This window comes from Hymenobacter agri, assembly GCF_054778495.1.
In genome coordinates this window covers 1-1,646 of sequence record NZ_BAAGZM010000780.1, presented here as the reverse complement: position 1 = coordinate 1,646, position 1,646 = coordinate 1, and the positions used below count along the sequence as shown (strand labels likewise).

The window sequence follows — 1,646 nt, the reverse complement described above, 5'->3', positions numbered from 1 at the left end:
CGTGCTGCACCAGGCGCCGCAGCACGCGGCCCACGTCGCCGCGCTTGGTGGCGCGGGTGTAGAGCTTGCCGTCGGAGTAGGTGCCTGCGCCGCCTTCGCCAAAACAGTAATTCGAATCGGTGTCGACGTGCTGCTCTTTGTTGATGGCGGCGAGGTCGCGGCGGCGCGCACGCACATCGCGGCCGCGTTCCAGCACAATGGGTTTCAGGCCTAACTCCAAGCAGCGCAGCGCCGCGAACAATCCTGCCGGACCCGCTCCTACAACGATTACGCGGGGTGAATTATGTTTCACATTTGGATAAACAAACCAGGGCCCGAACAAGTCGGCAGGGGGGCTGCTGCGGTAGATGTCGGCGCGCAAGCGTACCAGCGGCTGGCGACCTCTGGCATCGATGGAACGACGGCGCAGATGCACGAAATCAGCAGCTCCCGGCGAAACGTTAGCTTCTTTTAAGATGGCTTCGTAACGGGCAAGCTCATCGAAAGCTACCTCTGGGCTAAGTAGGACTTCTAATTCTTGTTTTAACATTTGTGTAATAAGAAAGGTGGCTATCCTTTAATGCTTAAGACGACTCCTTATGCAACCACAAAGGTACAATCGGCCACGTCGCCTGAAACCTGACGGGCCAGACCGGAAAGCGCTTAGTTAGCAATTAAGCTGAGCATAAGCGTACTCAACTTAGGTCCGGAATTCAACGGCTTCCCCGTCCATCACAGCAGGCCGGTTGGGCATAGGCCGAGCACAATGGCCACACCGCGCCGGCTTACACCGCGCTAGGCCAGATGCATAAGCCGCTGCAACATTCGCGGGGCATGAACATGAGGAGGAACGCGCGACAAGTACGGCCGGGCCGCATTGCACGCCGAATGCTGGTTAGCTAGCTAAGCCAGCCATTGGTGGCGGCGGTTTTGATGAGAGAAGCCGTGTTCTTGGCCCCGGTTTTCTCCATGATGTTCTGGCGGTGGGTTTCGACGGTGCGAGGGCTAGTGAAGAGCTTATCGGCAATCTGGGCGGTGGTGAGGCCGTCGGCCACGAGCTGCAGAATCTCGTGTTCGCGGGGCGAGAGGGCACCGGTGGGCTTGGCTGGCGGCTCGGGGGTGCCAGCCAGCAGCTTGTCGAGTACGCTCAGCCCCAACTCCGAGCACAGGAAACGGCGCCCGGCGGCCACGGCCCGCACGCCCACCAGAATTTCATCGTGGCCGGCGTTTTTGAGGATGTAGCCGCGGGCCCCGGCGGCCAGCACCTGCCCGATGGCGCGCTCATTATCTACCATTGAGAGCACCAGCACGCGCACATCGGGCCATTCGGCGCGCAGGCGCTCGGTGGTGGCCAGGCCGTCGAGGCCGGGCATATGCAGGTCAAGCAGCACCACGTCGCAGGGCGTGGTGGGCACCTGCTCGAGCAGCTGCTCACCGCTTTCGGCTTCACCTACTACCTGCAGGTCGGTTTCCTGTTGAAAAAGCGCCCGCAGGCCGTGGCGCAACAGGGCGTGGTCATCCACTACAAATAGTCGTATCATGGCATTGGAGAGAGTGGTAAGGGGAGCCGAATGCGCACATAGGCCCCGCCGGTGGCCAGCGAGCCCATTTCGAGCTGGCCGCCCAGCAGAGCCACGCGGTCGCGGATGCTGCGCAGGCCCAGGCCG

At 61.6% G+C, this 1,646-nt stretch carries 2 protein-coding genes; both read right to left on the bottom strand.

Features of this window, described 5'->3' with window-relative positions; all coding sequences use genetic code 11:
* The coding region (locus ACYVDE_RS22045; RefSeq protein WP_460503688.1) for an FAD-binding protein at positions 1-529 on the bottom strand (529 nt) is incomplete at its 3' end.
* A gap of 349 nt (positions 530-878) precedes the next feature.
* Complete coding sequence (locus ACYVDE_RS22040) at positions 879-1,520, bottom strand: response regulator transcription factor (RefSeq protein ID WP_460503687.1); 642 nt, start codon at positions 1,518-1,520, stop codon at positions 879-881.
* Between the last annotated feature and the right edge of the window lie 126 nt (positions 1,521-1,646).